At 43.3% G+C, this 1,195-nt stretch carries 2 protein-coding genes; both read right to left on the reverse strand.

Going from position 1 to position 1,195, the window contains the following annotated elements; translation table 11 throughout:
• A partial coding sequence (locus R7Z77_RS24005) for an SIMPL domain-containing protein (protein ID WP_318136879.1) occupies positions 1–322 on the reverse strand: 322 nt, incomplete at its 3' end.
• A gap of 223 nt (positions 323–545) precedes the next feature.
• A partial coding sequence (locus R7Z77_RS24010) for an ArgP/LysG family DNA-binding transcriptional regulator (protein ID WP_318136880.1) occupies positions 546–1,195 on the reverse strand: 650 nt, incomplete at its 5' end.

Consider the following 1,195-nt stretch of genomic DNA (forward strand, 5'->3'; position numbering starts at 1 on the left):
CAACCAACTCAGCTTTGCCCGAATTAGGGTAGTGATACTGAGGCTCAAGATACAGGTTTGAGCTGGTGATATTATCCTTTGATAAACCAGCATCAGACAGATATTGGAGAAAATCTTCGACTGTTTTATCGACTGATTGTTTTGCTTGTTCCGCTGTCATGGTGGTATCCACCACTTTTACAGAAAAGGTCGCCATGTCTGGTGTTGCGACCACCTCACCGTAACCCGTTGTTGTTACGTGAGCAAATTCAGGCACATCAGCCAAGACTGAAACACTGCTAAGACTAAGAGCTGAAGCCAGCAAACACGAATACAGTTTCATTCGACAAATCCATCCATATCAATAGTGAAGTGTCTCCACAAATCAGCATCACCAACTTTGTTAAGTCGCCGAGCTGTAGGAGTAAGTGGTTTCATAATAGAAACTTCCGGTGATTATCCAAGCTCCTAACTTCACTTCTAACACAACTTTGACTGTGTAACTTTGGTGTAATTTCAACCATTCGTCATTTAATATTCGTCAGAAATGGTCGTCTATTCAATCACTACTGTGGTAAATGACGCTGTGCATAATTGACAATCGCTTGTGAAATCTCCTGCAATACGCCAGTTTCCAACTGCCAATGGTGCCAATAAATACGATAAGACATCAGGAAGCCAGGCGTAATATCAATTAACGAGCCTTGCTCTAACTCATCAGTAATTTGCAAACGAGGGATCAAACAATATGCCACTCCAGCTAACGCCATTTTGAGAAAAGCCTCTGAGCTGCTGATGTTGTGATGAATCACGCTATCAGGACGCACATTGAAATGCTCCGTGAGGAACTTTTTATGTAAGTCATCATACTGATCGTAGGAAACCGCTGGCGCCTTTGCTAAGGTCTGATTGTTTACACCTTCAGAAAAGTAACGCTGATAAAACTCAGGGTTAGCCACACAAACGTAATCAATTCGTCCTAAGTAATCGGCGCGACAATTTGGTATCGCTTGAGACTCTAAACTGATCGCCCCTGCGACCTCACCACTTTTCAGTTTTTCTATTGAACGTGATTCACCGTAAATCGTCAGCTTCAACTCTACTTGACGGGTTTTCATGACGTCTTGCAAAGCTGGCAGTAACCACGTTGCCAAACTGTCGGCGTTAGTAGCCAAAGACAGTTGCACTGGGCGCGTTGTAGTGTCGTTTTTGATCT

The sequence above is a fragment of the Vibrio sp. 1401 genome, assembly GCF_033340295.1.